We start from the raw sequence: 17,641 nt of genomic DNA, 5'->3' as shown, positions 1-17,641 counted from the left end.
GCGGGGAAGGCCCGCGGGCCGGCTCAGTCCTGGGCGGCTCTGCGCCGTGCGCCGAGGTCGATGACTCCAATCAGCAGTGCGATGCCCAGGAAGACGCCGACGGCCACCATTCCGTACGCGTATGCGTCGTGGAAGACCGCGAGGGAGTCTGCCGCGCCGTCCTTCTCGCGGTAGACCGTCGAGTAGAAGAGCGAAAGCCCGATCGCGGTGCCCACCGCCGTCCCGACGCGCTGGCCCAGCTGGCCGACCGAGCCGGCGAGCCCTCCCTCGCGCGTGGGGATCTCGGCGAGCGTGAGCGTCTGGTTCGGTGCGACCACGAGGCCGGCGCCGGCGCCGGCGAGAACCATGACCCCCGCCATCGCGTACTCCACGACACCGGCCGGCACCGTGTACGCGACGACGGCGAGCGCGACGACGCTGACGAGCACCACGATCAGTCCGCCCACCACGAGCGGGCGGCCGAGTTTGCCGACGAGCGAGCCGCCGAACCACGCGGTGATGGCGCTGGCCACGGCGAAGCCGATGGAGACCATCCCGGCGAAGACGGGTTCGGTGCCGATGCCGATCTGCAGGAAAAGCGTGGTCAGCAGGAACATCGCCGGGATCGCGGTGAAGTAGGTGGTGACGACGAGGGTGCCGTTGCGGAACGACGAGATCGAGAAGAGGGAGAACGGCACGAGAGGTGAACGACCGGATGCCGCGTACCGCCGCTCCCACCACGTGAACGCGGTCACGAAGACGACGAAGAGCACGAGACTCCACCACCGGCGGGGATCGTCGGTGGGCGCGCCCGTCGTGAAGAGGAAGGGCCACATGAGGGTCACGATCGTGAACGCGAGCAGCACGAGACCCACCGGATCCAGCTGCAGACGTCCGGGGGTCGCGCGGCGCGTTCGCGGCAGCAGGCCGAGCACTCCGGCGATCACGAGCGCACACAGCGGCACGTTGATCCAGAAGATCCATCGCCAGCCGTCCTGCACCCCGCCGACGGCGATCATGAGGCCCCCGAATGTCGGGCCGATGGCGGTGGCGACGCCGATCGTGGCTCCGAACAGTCCGAACGCGCGTCCGCGCTCCTTGCCGACGAAGATCTGCTGAATGGTCCCCAGCACCTGTGGCATCTGGATTCCGGCGGCGAGGCCCTGCACGAGCCGGGCGGCGATCAGCACCTCGATCGTGGGTGCGAGGGCGCACACGACGCTGGTGATGAGGAACAGGCTCAGACCGACGAGGAAGAGGGCCTTGCGCGATCGCTGGTCGCCGAGGCGCCCGAAGGGCACGAGGGCGAGGCCGAACATCAGCACGTAGCCGGAGACGACGATCTGCAGCTGTGTCGACCCGGCACCCAGCGCCTTCTCGATCGAGGGCAGCGCGACGTTCACCTTGCTCAGATCGAGGATCGTCAGCGCCGCGACGGACACGCAGACCCAGAACGCGCGCCAGCGCTGCCCGCCGTTGAGGGAGATGCTCGCGGTACCCGGACTGGTCATCCGTCCACGCTATCGCTCCCCGGCGCGTGGCCGTCCTCGACAGCTGACGCAGAGGACGGGCGGCTCGGAGACGATCTCCGAGCCGCCCGTCCTGGGGGGAGTGCGGACTCAGCCGTTGCGGGTGCGACGACGGCGCGCGATCAGCAGAACCGTTCCGGCCGCCAGCAGCAGCGCTGCGAGCATGCCTGCTGCCGTGACCAGTGCCGGGCTCTGTCCGGTCGTCGCCAGCGAAGCCGCGCCCGGGTCGCTCTGACCCGCACCGCTCTGACCCGTGCCGCTCTGGCCCGCCCCATCGGTGGGAACCGGCGACGGCTCCGGGTCCGGCGTCACGACGACGTCGGCCAGCGTCACCGCGTCAGAGCTCGACACCTGCACGAGCTGATCGCGGTAACCGTCGTACTGTGCCGTGACGGTGCGGATTCCGGCCGGGACGACCACGCTCGCCACACCACCCGACACGGGCACCTGCGCCGACCACGCGCTGGCGCGCGCCAGCGAGGAGGTGCCGGTCTCGCCGGTGAACGTGACCGTTCCCGCGACGTCTCCGCCATCGGCGGCGACGACGCGCGCGGTGACCGTGCGCTCCTGCGCGCTCAGCGACGTGGTCGATGCGACCGCGCTCACGCCGGTCCAGTCGTGCATGGCGGTCAGCACCGTCTGCGGAACGCTCACGAAGGCGCCGTGACGAGGGCTCTCCGGCAGACCTCCCGGAGCGCGGACGTTCCAGTCGGAACGCTGCGACAGGCGGTCGCTCTGCGTGCTGGAGGCGATCGCGTCTCCGGTTGTCACGAACGCGCGGTAGCCGCCGGCGCCGTAGTTGTCCACGAGGAAGACGTAGCCGTCGCCGGCGTTGTTCGGGTCGCCCGCGTTGAGCTTGACGATCTCAGGGCCTTCACCGGCCTGACCCGTCTCAAGCGAGGTCATGTGCGTGTCCAGCAGCTGCCAGGTGGTCGACGGGTCGGCCGTCCAGCTGGATACCGTGGTCGGAGCCGTCAGCACCTTCGAGCGCTCGAGGAAGATGTCCTTCCCGGCTTCCAGCGGGCCGGCGGCGCCTCCCTCCTCGTTCTTCGTGAAGCGGTAGTAGTAGTCCCCGATCTTGGTGACGGTCGAGTCGATACGGGCGTATCCCGTGTCCTGCCAGCTCGCCGGGGGTGCCGTGAAGGTGCGGAAGTCACGCGTGAGCACAGCGAACATCCGCGCATACAGGTTGTCGTTGTTCGTGTGGCTCGCATCGGAGTACAGCCGCGACGCGAAGAACACGACGTACGACTGGAGCGCGTCGTCCCAGTACGCCTCCGGCGCCCAGGTCATCCCCGCAGCGGGCTGGTTGACCGTGATGCCGCTGTCCTCGCCGTTGGTGCGCTTCCAGTTCACGAGGTCCGTCGACTCCCACACCTCGATCTTGAGGCTGCCGGCGGATTGGGCGGGGCCCCAGCCGGTGCCGCACCCGATGCACAGATCGGTCGCGACCATGTAGTACTTGTCGCCGTCCTTCGAGCGCAGGATGTACGGGTCGCGCAGGCCCTTCGTGTCGGTCGTCGAGGTGATGACCGGGTTGCCGCCGTTGACCGGCGAGAACGTGAAGAAATCGTTGCCGCTGGTCGCCGCCTGGTAGATCTTCTCGTCGCTGTCGGACTTGAAGTAGGCCGCGGCGTAGCCCGCGTCGGGCGCGGTGCGACCGTGCTCGGCCACCGTGACGGTGAAGGTGCGCTCATCGTGCATGCCGTTGAGGACGGCGTGCGCCGTGAGGGTCACCTCACGGTCACCGGCGCCGTACGCCGGTCGGGTGACGATGCCACCACCGCGGTACGGGTCGGCGAGCCCGACGGCGGGCGCGGTGTACCCCGCGTCGGTCGCCGTCACCAGAGACGGGTCGGAGGAGGTCCAGGTGATGGCCGCGCCGTTGACGGCACCCGTGGTCGCCAGCGGCAGGTTCTCGGTGGTGCGGTTCGCGAGGACGATCGCGTCGAGGTCGGCCGAGACGGTCGGTGCGATGACGGTCACGTCGAACGTGATGGTCGAGCCGAGCGTGCTGACCGCGGTCAGCGTCACGGGGGTGTCGGACGAGATCGCCCGCGAGACCACGCCCGAGGTCGAGACGACCGAGGGCGCAGACGACGACCACGTCAGGCCGACGCCGTTGACCGTCGCCGGCAGGGTCAGATTCGACGTGACGTTCGTCAGCGCGGAGTTCGCGCCGAGCATCTGTGCCAACACGTCTCCGCGCAGCAGGGCTGCGGTGGTCGCCTTCTTCTGCTCGGCGGTCGGCATGCTCGCCGACACCTCGCCGGACGTCAGCGCGACGTCCCAGAACTTGACGTCCGACACGTCCGCGCGCAGCAGCGGGTCGCCCTGGTACAGCGAGCGGCCCAGGTAACCCATCACCGCACCCGTCGGGATGATCGAGCTCAGCGAGAGCGAGTGGGTGAGGGTCGAGATCTGCTGCCCGTCGCGGTACAGCGTCAGCGTGTTGCCGGCCCCGACCATCGTGAGGGTCGTGAAGCCCGGGTTCAGGCCGCCGCCGGCCGGCATGCGCGTCTCGCCGTTGCTGTTGCCGTTCTTGACGCGGATCGCCGCCAGCACCTGGTCGGTGTAGCCGCCCTGCGCCGAGCGCGGGCTGAGGAAGATGTGGTTGCCGAGCTGCGTGGTGTTCCACGGGCCGACGCCGTCGCCGATGACCCATCCGAAGTGGTTGGCGGAGGTCTGGGTGGACACCGTGTACTCGACGGTGAAGTTGTTGTCCGATCCGGTGATCAGGCCGGACGGCAACGACGCGTAGCCGTCGGCGCGGAAGCGCAGCACGGCGTCGCCCGCGGCATCCGCGAAGGAGGCGTCGGTCAGTCCGGTGAGCGTGGCATTGCGACCGTTGCCCGACACGTCGAGCAGCGTCGATCCGCTGTGCGACATGTCGTAGTGGGCGCTCGGGGCCGGCACGTCGGCGGCGGATGCCGCGTTGGGCGCGGCCAGGCCGACGCCGGTGAGCGCGAGAACGCCGGCAACGGTCGCGGCGAGTGCTCGACGCGGTGTGCGCCCGGGCGCCGAGGCGCGCGGGATCCGTGTTGATCTCATCATCGAGAGAGTTCCTCTTGTTTCGGGTGGGGGTGGTGAGGTCGGGGTCAGAGGCCCTGGGCCAGGCGGTAGTACGCCTGGTTCCAGCGCAACTCCTTCTGGAATCCGCGGACGGTCGTGTCCTCGTCGATGACGAGAAGCTCGGTGCCGGCGATGTCCGCGAAGTCGCGGAACACCTCGATGCCGACGGCGGTGGTCATCACGGTGTGGTGGGCGGCGCCGGCGGTGAGCCAGCAGGCGGCACTGGTGGCGAAATCGGGGGCCGGCTTCCAGATTGCCCGCCCGACGGGAAGCTTCGGCAGGTCGGGGGCCTCGACGTTCTCGACGACGTTGGCCACGAGACGGAACCGATCGCGCATGTCACTCATCGCGACCACGACGGCCGGGCCCGGGTCGGCCGTGAAGACGAGGCGGACGGGGTCGTCCTTGCCGCCGATGCCGAGCGGGTGGATCTCCAGCCGCGGCTTCTGCGTCGTCAGCGAGGGCGAGACCTCGAGCATGTGCGCGCCGAGGATCTTCTCATCCCCCGCGACCAGGTCGTAGGTGTAGTCCTCCATGAGGCTCGCTCCGCCGGGCAGCCCCGCGCCCATGACGTTGGCCACGCGGACGAGGATCGCGGTCTTCCAGTCGCCCTCCGCGCCGAAGCCGTATCCCTCGGCCATCAGGCGCTGCACGGCCAGCCCGGGCAGCTGCGTCAGAGCGCCGAGGTCCTCGAACGAGGTCGTGAATGCACCGAAGCCACCGGCTTCCAGGAACGTCCGCAGACCGACCTCGATCGCGGCGCCGTCGCGCAGCGACTGGTGGCGCTCGGCACCGGGCAGCAGCTCCTCGGCGACGTCGTACTCGTCGAGGTACACCTGCACGAGCGCGTCGATGTCGGCCTCGGATGCCGCCGCGACGGCATCCGCGAGCTCGTTCACGCCCCACGTGTTCACCTGCACGCCGAAACGGAGCTCGGCCTCGGTCTTGTCGCCCTCGGTGACGGCGACGTAGCGCATGTTGTCACCGAAGCGGGCGAGCTTCAGCGTGCGCGCGGCCTGCCACCCGGCGGCGGCGCGCTGCCACTGCTCGATCTGAGCGAGAACGGCGGGGTTGGAGACGTGCCCGACGACCGTCTTGCGCGCCACGCCCAGGCGCGTCTGGATGTAGCCGAACTCCCGGTCGCCGTGGGCGGCCTGGTTCAGGTTCATGAAGTCGAAGTCGATGTCCTCCCAGGGCAGCTCGACGTTCGCCTGCGTGTGCAGGTGCAGCAGGGGCTTCTGCAGGGCGTCGAGACCTGCGATCCACATCTTCGCCGGGCTGAACGTGTGCATCCAGGCGACGACGCCGATCACCGAGTCGTCACTGTTGGCGTCGAGCGCCAGGCGCCGAATGGAGTCCGAATCGGTGAGCACGGGCTTCCACTCGACGCGCACCGGCAGGGCGCTCAGGCCTGCCGCCACCTGCTGGGACTGCGCGGCGACCTGGCGCAGGGTCTCCTCTCCGTACAGCCCCTGGCTGCCGGTGACGAACCAAACGGTGTAGTTCTCGAGAGAGGTGGAGAGGGTCATGATGTCTTTCCGGTCGGTGAGTGTGAGAAGCCTCGAAGATCGAGGCGTCCTCAGAGTGAGTGGACGGCCGCCGCCTCGACGGCGAGGCCGGCTCGGTAGCGGTCGAGGTAGGTGGCGAATCCCGCGACATCCGCGGGAACAGGCTCGACGACGGATGCCGCGGCATCCGCGAACACGGTCTCGTCGAGGTAGGTGCCCAGCGTGAGGTCCCGCCCCTGGGCCACGGCGCGGCGGAACGCCGCCAGGACGGCGATGCCCCACGCCCCGCCCTCCGAGGCGGTCTCTCCCACGGCGACCGGCGCATCCAGCGCCGCGGCGAGGAAGCGCTGCGCGACCCCGGCCGTGCGGAAGACCCCACCGTGCGCGTACATGCGATCCAGCGCCACGCCCTCTGCGGCGAGCACCTGCATGCCGAGGGCGAGCGTGCCGAACACACCATAGACCTGTGCGCGCATGACGTTCGCGAGACTGAGTGTCGATTCCGGGGTGCGCACGAAGAGCGGGCGCCCCGCCGTGAGGCCGGCGATCGGCTCACCGGCCAGGTGGTTGTACGCCAGCAGGCCTCCCGCGTCGGCGTCGCCGTCCAGGGCTTCGCGCAGCAGCACGCCGAAGACCTCGTCGTCGTCCAGCGGTGTGCCGGATGCCGCCGCGAACCGACGGAACAGCCCCGCCCACGCCGCCAGCTCGCTGGCGCCGTTGTTGCAGTGGACCATCGCGACGGGGTCGCCGGCGGGGGTCGTGACGAGATCGAGCTCGTGGTGCTGGGCGGCGAGCGGGCCCTCCAGCACGACCATCGCGAAGATGGAGGTGCCGGCGCTGACATTGCCGGTGCGCGGCGCGACGGCCCCGGTCGCGACCATCCCCGTGCCCGCATCGCCCTCCGGCGGACACAGCGGAATGCCGGGTCGCAGCCGACCGCTCGGATCGAGCAGCGCCGCACCGTCCACCGTGAGGGTGCCGGCGTCCGCACCGGCGGGCAGCGCCTGCGGCAGCAGCGCACGAAGCGGGGGGATCTCTCCCGGTGCGAGCGCGTCGAAGCGGGCGATGAACCGCTCGTCGTAGTCGGCGGTGCCGGCGGCGATCGGGAACATGCCCGATGCGTCACCGACGCCGAGCACGCGACGACCGGTCAAGCGTTCGTGGACGTATCCGGCGAGCGTGTTGACGGCGGCCACTCGCGACACGTGTGACTCTCGGTCGATGACCGCCTGGCGCAGGTGCGCGATCGACCAGCGCAGCGGAATGTTGACCCCGAACAGCTCGGACAACTCCGCCGCCGCTGCGGCGGTGTTCGTGTTGCGCCAGGTCCGGAAGGGAACGAGCAGCTCCCCCGCCTCGTCGAAGGCGAGGTAGCCGTGCATCATCGCCGACACACCGATCGATCCCACGGTCTCGGGGGTCACGCCGTGGGTGCGCTCGAGATCGGCGACGAGGTCGGCGTACGCGGCCTGCAGCCCCTCCCAGATCGCTTCCAGCGGGTAGGTCCACAGGCCGTCTTCGAGTCTGTTCTCCCACGCGTGCGAGCCGACGCCGAGCACGCTCGCGGGCGCCTCGGCATCCACGAGACAGGCTTTGATGCGCGTCGAGCCGAACTCGATGCCGAGACTCGTGCGACCCGTGCGGATCGCGTCCGCCGCCTCCCCGCTCATCGCCGCTCGTCCGTTCCCTGCCCGTAGACGTTCTGGTAGCGGTTGTAGAGCGCGTCGATCTTGTCCTGCGGGATCGGGATCAGCTCCCCGGCCTGGCGCGCGATGTGCACCGTCCGGGCGACGTCCTCGCACATGACGGCGGCCTTCACGGCATCCTTGGCGTTGACGCCGATCGTGAAGGGGCCGTGGTTCTGCATGAGCACTGCGCGACTGCGGTGCCCGCGCAGCGTGTCCACGATGCCGCGGCCGATGGAGTCGTCGCCGATGATGGCGAACGGCCCGACCGGGATCGGCCCACCGAACTCATCGGCCATGGCCGTGATGACGCAGGGAATCTCCTCGCCGCGCGCCGCCCACGCCACCGCATAGTCGGAGTGGGTGTGCACGACACCGCCGACCTCGGGCATGTGCCGGTACACGTACGCGTGGGCCGCGGTGTCGCTGGACGGGCTGCGGTCGCTGCCCGGCGTTCCCGCGATGACGGCGCCGTCGAGGTCGCAGAGGATCATGTTCTCGGGGGCGAGGTCGTCGTAGGAGACGCCCGAGGGCTTGATCACGAAGAGGTCGCTGTCCGGCACGCGCCCAGAGACGTTGCCGCCCGTCCAGACCACCAGGCCGTACCGCACGAGCTCCGCGTGCAGCGCGGCCACATCGGCGCGGACGGCGTCGATGCGCTCCTGCAGGTGCTGGTCGATCACACGGCCCCCTGCCGGCGCGCTCACTCGCTCCTCCGCTTCGTGAGCACCCGCTGCAGCAGCACGAAGGCGAGGAGGATGCCGCCAGTGATGATCGTGAGGTACTCGGGCTTGATCGAGCCGTCCTTCGTGATGATCATCCACAGGGCGGCGAGCACGAGCGTGCCCACCACGGAACCCAGCACGTAGCCGACGCCGCCGGTGAGCAGCGTGCCGCCGATCACGACCGCAGCGATCGCGTCGAGCTCCCAGCCGATGCCGGTGACGTTCTGCGCTTTGCCGCCCACCTCTGCGGTGTAGACCACTCCGGCAAGGCCGGCGAGAGCGCCGCTGAGGATGTAGATCCAAACCCGCGTGCGGGCCACGGGCAGGCCCATCAGCTGGGCCGACGACTCGGCACCGCCGATCGCGTAGATCGTGCGTCCCGTGCGGGTGCGGTGCAGGAAGAAGACCGCGGCGATCACGACGACGACGGCGATGAAGAAGCCGGGCGTGAGGACGAGATCGTTGGTCTTGGGGCCGTCGATGAGCTTGAAGTCCGTGGCCAGCAGCAGGATCGGAGAGCCCTCCGGCGCGTGCACGGGCACCGTCGACAGGATCGAGGCGAGGCCGCGCGCGAGGAACATCATCGCGAGCGTCGCGATGAAGGGCTGCACGTTGAAGAACTGGATCAGCACGCCCGAGACCAGACCGAACAGCGCGCCCAGCACGATCATGATGACGATCGCGAGCCACGCGTTCACCCCCGCGCCCATGAGCATCACGCCGGCGACCGAGGTGAACGCCACGACGGCGCCGACGGACAGGTCGATGCCGCCGGAGAGGATCACGATCGTCATGGCCACGGCCAGGATGATCGTCGGGGCGAAGCTCACGAGCAGACTCGACATCGTGCCGAGGTGGAAGACCCGGCCGTAGGCGATCTCCGCGTACACGAGCATGCTGATGAACAGCACGACCGCCGCGAGCGTGGGAATCAGCGACTGGCTGCGGCCCCAGACACGCGACCACGCGGTTGCGCGGGGGGTGGCGATCGCCGCGGCCTGCCCGGCCGACGGGGGCGTGGAGCGTTCGCGAGTGGTGGATGCGTCGCTCATGCGACGACCTCCTTCGGCTGCGTGGACTCGGAGAGGGGGGCCGCGGGTGTGCGGGTGCGGTTGCCGCGGCGGAGCACCAGGGAACGGATGCGCTCGGACTGCAGCAGCACCAGCGCGACGATGACGATCGCCTTGAAGGCCGGCGTCGCGGCGGCCGAGACTCCGAGGAAGAGGACCGTCTTGTTGAGGGTCGCGATCAGCAGCGCGCCGACCGTCGAGCCCACGATCGAGAACTTCCCGCCGGCGAGCGAGGTGCCCCCGATGACGACGGCGAGGATCGCGTCGAGCTCCATCTGGTACCCGGTGCCCGAGACGTCGACGGTCATGACCTCCGACACCGTGAACAGTCCGCCGACAGCGGCGAGCGCCGCCGACAGCACGTACACCGCGATGAGGATGGGGCGGGGGCGGATGCCGGCGAGCCGGCTGGCCTGCGGGTTGATGCCGATCGACTCGATCATGAGGCCGAGGGCGGTGCGGCGCATCACGAGCGCGACGACGATGACGATCGCGATCGCGAGCACGAAGCTCAGCGGAAGCCCGAGGAACTGACCGTTCGCGAGAGCCCGGAAGGGCGCGTTCTCCGCGTTCGTGTTCTGGCCGCCGGTGATGACGCGCGCGATACCGCGCCCGGCGAGCATCATCACGAGCGTGCTGATGAACGGCTGCAATCCGATGACGGCGACGAGCAGGCCGTTGATCGCGCCGAGCACGATACCCAGCAGCACGGCGAGCCCGATCGCGGTGAACATCGCACCGACCGAGGTGGGCTGGCCCAGACCGCTGAGGGTGACCATCGCGACCGCGCCGCCGACGGCCATGACGGAGCCGACCGACAGGTCGATGCCGCTGGTGGCGATGACGAACGTCATGCCCAGCGCGATCATCACGATCGGCGCCGACACCCGCAGGATGTCCAGAAGGTTGCCCGACAGCTGACCCGTCGTCGGGTTGACCCCGAGGGCGAGGTAGGTGGGGTCCTTCAGCGTGTTCAGCGCCAGCAGCAGGACGATGCCCACAATGCCCCAGAACCAGGGGGTGCGTACGAGCGCCCTCAGACGGGTCATGCCTGTTCTCCTTCGACCTCGTCGGCGAGCGCTTCCGCGTTCGCTTCGGCGGCGGCCTCGGAGTCGGCGGCGATGATCGAGACGATCCGCTCCGCCGTGACGTCCGGACCGTTGACGACCTCGCCGACCTTCTGGTGGTCCTTCATGATGACGATGCGCTCGGAGAGGCGGACGACCTCCTCCAGCTCCGAGGAGATGAAGACGACGCTCATGCCGCCCTCGGCGAGCTCGGCGACCGTCTCCTGGATGTCGGCCTTCGCGCCGACGTCGATGCCGCGCGTGGGCTCATCCAGCAGCAGCAGCTCGGGATCGGTCGCGAGCCAGCGCCCGAGGAGGACCTTCTGCTGGTTTCCGCCGGACAGCAGGCGGATGGGCCGATCGGGGTCGTTGGGACGCACGCTGAAGCGCTCCATGTACATGGTGACGAGCCGGTCGACCTCCTTGGCGGGAACGCGTCGCAGCCATCCGCGCTGCGCCTGGACGGCGAGCATGATGTTCTCGCGGATGCTGAGGTCGCCGACGATGCCGTCGTCGCGACGGTTCTCCGTCGAGTAGGCGATGTGGTTCGCCAGGCCCGAGACGGGCGAGGTGATGCTGGCCTTCTTGCCCTTCAGACGCACCGTGCCGGCATCCGGCTTGTCGGCACCGACGATGAGGCGCGCCAGTTCGGTGCGGCCCGAGCCGAGCAGGCCGGCGAAGCCGACGACCTCACCCTTGTGGATCTCGATGTCCGTGGGGGCCAAGGCACCCTTGCGGGCGATGCCGTCCGCGGCGTAGACGGGCGTCTGGCTGCGGTCTCGCTCGTCGACCTGGCGGTTGGAGCCGAGGGCCCGCAGGGCGCCGAGGTCCTTGCCGATCATCTTGGAGATGAGCTCAGTGCGGTCGAGGTCGTTCTTGAGGTACTCGCCGACGAACGCCCCGTTGCGCAGCACCGTGATGCGGTCGCTGATCGCGTAGACCTGGTCGAGGAAGTGGGAGACGAAGAGGATGGCGACGCCCTGATCGCGCAGCTGGCGCATGACGGCGAAGAGCGTCTCGACCTCGGCGGCATCCAGGCTGGAGGTCGGCTCGTCGAGGATCAGGACCTTCGACTTGGTGACCATGGCCCGGCTGATCGCGACGAGCTGCTGCAACGCGATCGAGATGGACTGCAGGGGGGCGCGCGGGTCGAGGTCGCCGAGACCCATCTCGGTGAGCACCTCGTGGGCGCGGGCGTGGGTCTTGCGCCAGTCGATGCCGAAGAGGGAGCGGCTCTCGTGGCCGAGCATGACGTTCTCACCGATGGTGAGGTTGGTGCAGAGGTTGACCTCCTGGTACACCGTGGAGATCCCGGCGGCCTGCGCCGACGCCGTGCCGGAGAAACGCCGTTCCTCGCCGAAGACGAGGATCGATCCGGAGTCGATCTGGTAGACACCGGTCAACGCCTTGATGAGCGTCGACTTTCCGGCGCCGTTCTCGCCCATGAGGGTGTGGACCTCACCGGGCAGGAGGCGGAAGTTCACGTCGTCGAGCGCCTTGACGCCCGGGAACGTGATCGACGCGCCGCGGACTTCGACGATCGGGAGGGGTTCGGTGACCACTGCAGACTTCCTCGTTGAATCGGGTGGGGTCGCCCGTGCAGGGCGGATGGCGGGACGGGGACCGCCGAAGGTGGCGATCCCCGTCCCCGTTCTGTCCGAGCGGACTCGGGGCGGCTCGTGGTGCTTAGAAGCCGAGACCCTGGTCGAGCGCCTTCTGGGCCGCCTCGGGCGAGTCGAACGTGGCGCTCTTGACGATGATGGTCGAGTCGACCTTCTCGCCCGCGAGGGCCTTCTTCACGGCGTCGACCGCGTCGGTGCCGAAGAAGGGGTTGTACTGGGCGACGAAGCTCAGGTCGCCCTTCGCCAGCGCCTCCAGCGCGCCCTTGGTGCCGTCGATCGTCGCGATCTTGACGTCGGTGCCGGGCTTGAGGCCCGCCGCGCTCACGGCCTGCGCCGCGCCGATGCCCATCTCGTCGTTCTGGGCGAAGATGAACTGGATGTTGTTGTTGTTGGCCTTGAGGACCGTCTCGATGACGGACTTGCCCTCGTCGGTCTTCCAGTTGGCCGTCTGTGCGCCGACCTTGTTCCAGCCCGACTTGCCGGCGATCGCGGCGTCGAAGCCCTCGTTGCGCTCGTTGACGACCGACAGGCCGGGAACGCCCTCGAGCACGAAGTAGTTCGCACCGCTCGGGAACGTGGTGGCGGCCCACTCGCCGACCGAGTTGGCGACCTGCTTGTTGTCAGGCGCGATGCGCGTGACGTACAGGTCGGAGGAGGCGTCGACACCGCGGTCCAGCAGGATCACGGGGATGTTGGCCTCCTTGGCCTTCTTCAGCTCGTCCTCCCAGCCCGATGCCTCGGTCGCCGTGAGGAGGATGACGTCGACCTCGTCGTTGACGAAGGTCGAGAACGCGTCGAGCTGCGACTTCTGGTCGCTGGGGCTGGCCGCCGGAGCGTACTTGAGGTCGAAGCCCGCGTCCTTGGTGAACGCGTCCTTGATGGCCTGCTCGTTGGCGTTGCGCCAGCCGCCCTCGGGGCCGACCGCGACGAATCCGACCGTGATGGGCTTGTCCCCACCGGCTGCGGCGCTGCCGCTGCCGGCGGGCTCTGCGCCACCCGAGCACGCGCTCAGCCCGACGACCATGGCGCCGGCCGCTGCGACCGTGAGCAGTCCACGGAATCCGCGCTTGCTGATGTCCATTCTTTCTCCTCCTTGAGAGTCCGCCGCGACGATTGCGGTGGATGTGTGTGGTGCCCCGGGGGGCGCATGGGATGCTGCACTCCGATTGTGCGCGCTAACAATTCCGGAACACAAGTGGCATTCGCCATCCCCGTGCTTTCGTTACTTTTTTGTTACCGCGAACAGTGCTGTGCCCGCGACGGGGGCCCTCAGCCTCGGGGCACGGCCGCGGCGGTCGATGCGCGCAGCACCAGCTCCGGAGCGATCAGCGCATGCATCGCGGTGTCGTCGCCGTCGATGGCGGCGATGATCAGCCGGAGCGCGAGGGCACCGAGAGAAGCGAAGTCCTGCCGCACGGTCGTCAGCGGCGGCAGGAAGTGACGAGCGTCGGGCAGGTCGTCGAATCCGACGACACTGATGTCGTCGGGAACGCGAAGACCGCGTTCCACGAGGCCGTGCACGGTTCCCAGAGCCATCTGATCGTTGGCGGCGAAGACCGCCGTCGCGGCGGCGAGCTGCCGGGACCGCCCGATCTCATAGCCGCGATCGGAGGTCCAGTCGCCCTGCACCATCGGCCCCTCCCCCAGGCCTGCCGCCTCCAGCTCATCGCGCCACCCCTGCCAGCGGGCTCGCGCGTCGTACCAGTCCAGGGGTCCGGCGACGTGGGCGATCGTGCGATGACCGAGTTCGATGAGGTGCGCCACGGCCATGCGCGCGCCGGTGTACTGGTCGACGGCGACGGTGTGCAGATGCGGGTCGGGCTCGGCTTTGATCACGAGCGTCGGCATGTTCGAGCTGTGCTCACGGAACAGCTCCAGGGCCGATGACCGCGGAGCGATGACGCACAGGGCGTCGATGCCCTGAGCCACGAGGTCGGTGATGCCGGTGGAGATGGTCGCGGCATCCTCGTCCGACGTCGAGAACACACTCACCGAGTACGCACTGGCGCGGGCGGCCTCCTCGATCGCGCGCAGGGTGCTGTTCGGCCCCCACTGCACCGGACTGTCGACGAGAACACCGATGCGCATGGACTTGCTCGTCGCGAGGGCGCGAGCGATGGAACTGCGCGTGTACTGCATCTCGTCGATCGCCTGCAGCACGCGCACGCGCGTGGACTCGCGGATGTTGGGGTGACCGTTGAGCACGCGCGAGACGGTCATGTGCGAGACGCCGGCGTGATTGGCGACGTCGTAGATGCTGGGTTTGGCCCACCCTCGGCCGGACTGATCAGCCATCTGCGCCTTTCCCCTGGGAAGCTCCGCGCCGACGGTGCGCCGACGTGACCGTTCCGACGGAGTCCTCATGCGCTCAGGAGCGGATGCCTCATCGTTTCACACTCCGTCCGCGAGGAGCCGGCAGCACGCGCCGCGCATCATTACTCTCGATCCATGGACTCCGCCGACCGCACTCCCGACTCGCCCGCGGATGCCGCCGCGGAGGCGGTCTCGCAGATGGCGGATGCCGTCGATCGGGCGATCGACGAGATCACGGGCGTGCCGACCGACGACGGACGGATCGAGGTGTTCGCACACGGCGGCGCGAGTATCGTGGCCGAGCGCCGCGGCCAGGTCTCGTCCGCACGCACCATCGTGCTCGTGCACGGGATCGGCATGGGCCGCAAGGTGTTCGGAGACCTGGTGCAGCGTCTGGAAGGCAAGGCGCTCGTCGTCGCGCTGGACCTGCCGGGCTACGGCGACGCCCCGGAGCCGACGCGCACGCCCACGATCGAGCGGATGGCCGATCTCGTCGCGGCGTATCTGCGCCATCTGGGACGTGGCCCGGTCGTGCTGCTCGGACACTCGATGGGGACGCAGGTCGTCACCGAGACCGCCGTGCGACACCCCGACACCGTCGACCGGCTCGTCCTGGTCGCCCCCACGGTCGACCGCCATCACCGGCGCGCGCTGCGTCAGCTGTGGCGCTTGGCGCGTGACCTGTGGGGCGAGAGCCCGAAGGTGCTGCTGCTGGGCGCCCGCGAGTATGTGCGGGCGGGACCGAACCTCCGGCGCAAGATGCGCGCGATGCTCACCCACCGCCCTGAGGCCGCCTACGCGCGAGTGTCGGCGCCCACCCTGGTGGTGCGGGGCGAATACGACGTCGTCGTTCCCCGTGAGTGGTTCGACGAGGTCGTCGCCGCCATCCCGGACTCGCGCGCCTTCGTCGTCGACGGCCACCGTCACGAGACGCTCATTCGCACGGCAGAGCCGACTGCCCGTGAACTGGATCGGTGGCTGTCCGCCCCGTGAGCGCCACGATCGCCCCGGGCAGGCTCACGGGCGCAGACGCGCGCCGCGGCGGCGCGCCCGCTGGACCAGGACGAATCCGGCCGCGACGACGACGGTGGCGACGACGGCGAGCCCCACGGGCACGGTGCCACCGGTCAGGGCCAGCGGGGAAGGGTCCGCGGACGCCGGCAGCGGCGCGATCGTGACCGCGACCTGCACAGACGAACCGGGCGATGAGATGGCGTCGGGAACGAAGGGGGAATCGTCAGGCACTGGTGCTCTCCTCTGTGGGTGCGGCTGCCGCCGGGGGTCGGTCGTGCTCGTGCGCGTCTGCGACGAGTCGATCGGTGCGGCGGCGGGAACGTTGCCGACCCCACAGCGCCGCGAAGATCAGAAGGGCCGCTCCCGTCAGCACGATCAGCTGCGAGATCGGCATCGCCCACAGCGACGTCTGCAGAGACGACGCAGCGGGGATGGGGATCTGCCCATCGATCGTGATCCCCCGCGGGCGGAGAATCACATCCACGGGAACGAGGATCGACGGCCAGAGGTCGTCGACGACGACGCGCACGGTGCGGCGATCGCCGGGCAAGAGGTCGATGACCGGCTCACCGGCGGCGGGGAAGGGGGTGTCCTGGCCGGCAGCGGAGACCGTGCCGCTCGCCAGGAGCCTCGTGTTGCCATCGTTGACGACGTCGAAGCTGACGATCGCCGATCCCGGCCGCAGCGGGTTCCAGGCGACCGCGTACGATCCCCCGCCGCCGTGCAGCGAGGCGGCAGGGCTGAGCTGCCCCGCGACACGGGCCAGCACGCGCACGCCGACGCGGGTGTCCACGCCCACGCTCGCTCCGCCATCGACGCGAGCGGTCGACAGCACGGAGGCGGTGATGCCCGCCGAATGGTCTCCCGGCGCCGCGCCGGAGGGCGCAGCGATCGAGAAGGGGACGACCACGGTGGCGCCGGCGGGAACCGTCACGCGCGCCGGCAGGGAGATCCACGAGCCCGCATCGACGGAAGACTCTCCCTCTGCACGCACATCGAATCTGCCGGATGCCGAGGTGAAGCCGTCGGCTGCCGCCAGCCGGAACGTCACCGCCGCGTCGCTCGCGTTGCGCACGGCGATGTGATCCTCGACCGTCTGGCCGGGTCGCACGCCCACCTCGACGGCGGACCGACCGTCGGGACCTCGTCCGTCCGACGGCACGACCGACCACCGCACGCCCGCCGATGCGGGTGCGGCCTCGCGCGCGGCGGCCAGCGGGCCGACAGCCGGGGCGATCGACAGGGCGGCCGCGAGCAGCACCCCGACCGCGACGGCGACGGGAAGTCGCCATGCCGCTCGAGCACGCCGACGCGCAACGAGGGGAATCACTGCGGCTGAGCCTCTTCCCACAGCGTCAGAGTGATCGTGCCCGAATAGGCACCCGGCTCGACCGTTCGGGGCACCCTGAGGAACAGGTCCGCACCCGCCGTCCAGCTTCCGACCGCGGCAGACGCGCGGGAGTCGACCGACAGCGCCAGCAAGTGCGCGCTCGCGAGGCCGTCGTTGAGCGGAGTGTCGGCGGTGGCGGCATCGAGCACCGTGTTGACGACGTCGCCGGAGGCGACCTCCCCGTGACCGCTCGTCGTGATCACCTTCGGCGCCCAGCCGAGGTGACCCGCATCGATGCTGCGGCTGCCGGAGGTCAGGGAACTGGCTTGACCCGTCACGTACCAGACGGCACCGGACGGGATGATCGCCCGATCGTCGGTGACGGTCACCTCGGGCAGCGACCCTGTGAATTGACGGACGTTCGCATCAGAGGAGGGGACCTCGGTGAGGGTGGTCACCGTCGAGGCGACGCTCAGGGTGAGAGCACCGACCGCCGCGGCCTGACCTTCTGCATCTCGCTGCTGCGTGCGATTCTCGTCGGCGAGAGCGGCTCCCGCTCCGCCGACGACGAGCGCGCACCCGAGGAGTCCGGCTGCAACGCGCGCAAGGGCGACGTTCATCGTCATGGTGTCTCTCCCGTCTCAGCCCGGCATCTGTGCCGGCCCGATGCTGTCGACCCGTCGATGGGCTCACGACTTCCGAAATGTTAGCGATAACCGACCGATGG

Annotated in this window: 14 protein-coding genes; 1 reads left to right on the top strand and 13 read right to left on the bottom strand. The window is 69.5% G+C overall.

Features of this window, described 5'->3' with window-relative positions; translation table 11 throughout:
- Positions 1-23: 23 nt before the first annotated feature.
- The 10 genes from PP359_RS11715 to PP359_RS11670 all read right to left on the bottom strand — a co-directional run bounded on the left by PP359_RS11715 (position 24) and on the right by PP359_RS11670 (position 14,552).
- The gene (locus PP359_RS11715; RefSeq protein ID WP_294945087.1) at positions 24-1,490 is read right to left on the bottom strand and encodes an MFS transporter; all 1,467 of its coding nucleotides are present in this window, start codon (positions 1,488-1,490) and stop codon (positions 24-26) included.
- 108 nt (positions 1,491-1,598) lie between these two features.
- Positions 1,599-4,559: an immunoglobulin-like domain-containing protein gene (locus tag PP359_RS11710; protein ID WP_499250659.1), complete on the bottom strand. Its 2,961-nt coding sequence runs from the start codon at positions 4,557-4,559 to the stop codon at positions 1,599-1,601.
- A 47-nt stretch (positions 4,560-4,606) separates the two neighbouring features.
- Positions 4,607-6,109, bottom strand: coding sequence for an L-arabinose isomerase (gene araA, locus PP359_RS11705; protein ID WP_135949857.1), 1,503 nt, complete (start codon positions 6,107-6,109; stop codon positions 4,607-4,609).
- A 50-nt stretch (positions 6,110-6,159) separates the two neighbouring features.
- Positions 6,160-7,758, bottom strand: a complete 1,599-nt coding sequence (locus PP359_RS11700; RefSeq protein WP_499250658.1) for a xylulokinase — start codon at positions 7,756-7,758, stop codon at positions 6,160-6,162.
- Positions 7,755-8,480 carry an L-ribulose-5-phosphate 4-epimerase gene (locus tag PP359_RS11695; protein ID WP_051039629.1) on the bottom strand — a complete coding sequence of 242 codons (726 nt, stop codon included), beginning with the start codon at positions 8,478-8,480 and terminating at the stop codon, positions 7,755-7,757. The genes PP359_RS11700 and PP359_RS11695 overlap by 4 nt, the downstream gene beginning before the upstream one ends.
- The gene (locus PP359_RS11690; RefSeq protein WP_036320609.1) at positions 8,477-9,550 is read right to left on the bottom strand and encodes an ABC transporter permease; all 1,074 of its coding nucleotides are present in this window, start codon (positions 9,548-9,550) and stop codon (positions 8,477-8,479) included. Before PP359_RS11690 ends, PP359_RS11695 begins: the two co-directional genes overlap by 4 nt.
- Complete coding sequence (locus PP359_RS11685; protein WP_295819311.1) at positions 9,547-10,617, bottom strand: ABC transporter permease; 1,071 nt, start codon at positions 10,615-10,617, stop codon at positions 9,547-9,549. Before PP359_RS11685 ends, PP359_RS11690 begins: the two co-directional genes overlap by 4 nt.
- Positions 10,614-12,197: a sugar ABC transporter ATP-binding protein gene (locus PP359_RS11680; protein WP_476153149.1), complete on the bottom strand. Its 1,584-nt coding sequence runs from the start codon at positions 12,195-12,197 to the stop codon at positions 10,614-10,616. The genes PP359_RS11685 and PP359_RS11680 overlap by 4 nt, the downstream gene beginning before the upstream one ends.
- A gap of 124 nt (positions 12,198-12,321) precedes the next feature.
- On the bottom strand, positions 12,322-13,338 hold the full coding sequence (locus PP359_RS11675; protein WP_112931781.1) for an ABC transporter substrate-binding protein: 1,017 nt from the start codon (positions 13,336-13,338) through the stop codon (positions 12,322-12,324).
- 188 nt (positions 13,339-13,526) lie between these two features.
- Complete coding sequence (locus tag PP359_RS11670; protein WP_295776358.1) at positions 13,527-14,552, bottom strand: LacI family DNA-binding transcriptional regulator; 1,026 nt, start codon at positions 14,550-14,552, stop codon at positions 13,527-13,529.
- Between the two features lie 153 nt (positions 14,553-14,705).
- On the opposite strand from PP359_RS11670, the gene PP359_RS11665 reads away from it, so the two are divergent.
- Positions 14,706-15,563, top strand: coding sequence for an alpha/beta fold hydrolase (locus PP359_RS11665; RefSeq protein ID WP_294980940.1), 858 nt, complete (start codon positions 14,706-14,708; stop codon positions 15,561-15,563).
- 24 nt (positions 15,564-15,587) lie between these two features.
- Here PP359_RS11665 and PP359_RS11660 read toward each other — a convergent pair whose 3' ends face one another.
- Genes PP359_RS11660 through PP359_RS11650 form a run of 3 tightly spaced genes read right to left on the bottom strand, consistent with a single transcriptional unit; the run spans position 15,588 to position 17,540 of the window.
- A complete protein-coding gene (locus tag PP359_RS11660) occupies positions 15,588-15,815 on the bottom strand; it encodes an LAVTG motif-containing sortase-dependent surface protein (RefSeq protein WP_295819316.1) in 228 nt (75 codons plus the stop codon).
- Positions 15,808-16,914 (bottom strand): hypothetical protein, encoded by a 1,107-nt coding sequence (locus PP359_RS11655; RefSeq protein ID WP_499250657.1) that lies wholly within the window; start codon positions 16,912-16,914, stop codon positions 15,808-15,810. Before PP359_RS11655 ends, PP359_RS11660 begins: the two co-directional genes overlap by 8 nt.
- Positions 16,911-17,540, bottom strand: a complete 630-nt coding sequence (locus tag PP359_RS11650; RefSeq protein ID WP_499250656.1) for a hypothetical protein — start codon at positions 17,538-17,540, stop codon at positions 16,911-16,913. The genes PP359_RS11655 and PP359_RS11650 overlap by 4 nt, the downstream gene beginning before the upstream one ends.
- Positions 17,541-17,641: the final 101 nt, after the last annotated feature.

It is taken from the genome of Sphingomonas sp. BLCC-B65, from assembly GCF_028550675.1.
Taxonomy (GTDB): domain Bacteria; phylum Actinomycetota; class Actinomycetes; order Actinomycetales; family Microbacteriaceae; genus Microbacterium.
This window is presented reverse-complemented; position numbering and strand designations above follow the sequence as displayed.

Excerpts from the sequence above, each read along its gene's own strand:
- PP359_RS11715 (WP_294945087.1), bottom strand. The coding sequence starts at position 1,490 with ATGACCAGTCCGGGTACCGCGAGCATCTCCCTCAACGGCGGGCAGCGC.
- PP359_RS11710 (WP_499250659.1), bottom strand. The coding sequence starts at position 4,559 with ATGAGATCAACACGGATCCCGCGCGCCTCGGCGCCCGGGCGCACACCG.
- araA (WP_135949857.1), bottom strand. The coding sequence starts at position 6,109 with ATGACCCTCTCCACCTCTCTCGAGAACTACACCGTTTGGTTCGTCACC.
- PP359_RS11700 (WP_499250658.1), bottom strand. The coding sequence starts at position 7,758 with ATGAGCGGGGAGGCGGCGGACGCGATCCGCACGGGTCGCACGAGTCTC.
- PP359_RS11690 (WP_036320609.1), bottom strand. The coding sequence starts at position 9,550 with ATGAGCGACGCATCCACCACTCGCGAACGCTCCACGCCCCCGTCGGCC.
- PP359_RS11685 (WP_295819311.1), bottom strand. The coding sequence starts at position 10,617 with ATGACCCGTCTGAGGGCGCTCGTACGCACCCCCTGGTTCTGGGGCATT.
- PP359_RS11675 (WP_112931781.1), bottom strand. The coding sequence starts at position 13,338 with ATGGACATCAGCAAGCGCGGATTCCGTGGACTGCTCACGGTCGCAGCG.
- PP359_RS11670 (WP_295776358.1), bottom strand. The coding sequence starts at position 14,552 with ATGGCTGATCAGTCCGGCCGAGGGTGGGCCAAACCCAGCATCTACGAC.
- PP359_RS11665 (WP_294980940.1), top strand. The coding sequence starts at position 14,706 with ATGGACTCCGCCGACCGCACTCCCGACTCGCCCGCGGATGCCGCCGCG.
- PP359_RS11650 (WP_499250656.1), bottom strand. The coding sequence starts at position 17,540 with ATGACGATGAACGTCGCCCTTGCGCGCGTTGCAGCCGGACTCCTCGGG.